This window comes from Algoriphagus sp. UBA3586 (assembly GCF_002376385.1).
Classification (GTDB): domain Bacteria; phylum Bacteroidota; class Bacteroidia; order Cytophagales; family Cyclobacteriaceae; genus Algoriphagus; species Algoriphagus ornithinivorans.
In genome coordinates, this window is the sequence record NZ_DFMT01000016.1 from 83,156 (window position 1) to 83,405 (window position 250).

Genomic DNA, 250 nt, shown 5'->3' on the forward strand with positions numbered 1-250 from the left:
GCGGCAAGAACATTCCGGGCCAAACCCTCGCTTATACTGGAAGCAATCTGTAGTCCGGTAGTTCCTTTTTCGTACTCCCTCACTGATCCATCTGGGAGGGTAATTTTAATTTGTTGTGACATAAAATAAGTAAGCCTTTACAAACAGGCGATTGATTAAGCTGCAAATATGCGAAGAGTGAAACTTAAAGGAAAAATTTAATCCATCTAATGATAAATAAATTAAAGAATAATCTGCGCACTTACTTTCA

1 protein-coding gene is annotated in these 250 nt (G+C 37.6%); it reads right to left on the minus strand.

The window, feature by feature from the left end; genetic code table 11:
* On the minus strand, positions 1 to 122 hold a 122-nt coding region (locus B2906_RS18975; protein ID WP_414631664.1), incomplete at its 3' end, for a TGS domain-containing protein.
* Positions 123 to 250 lie beyond the last annotated feature (128 nt).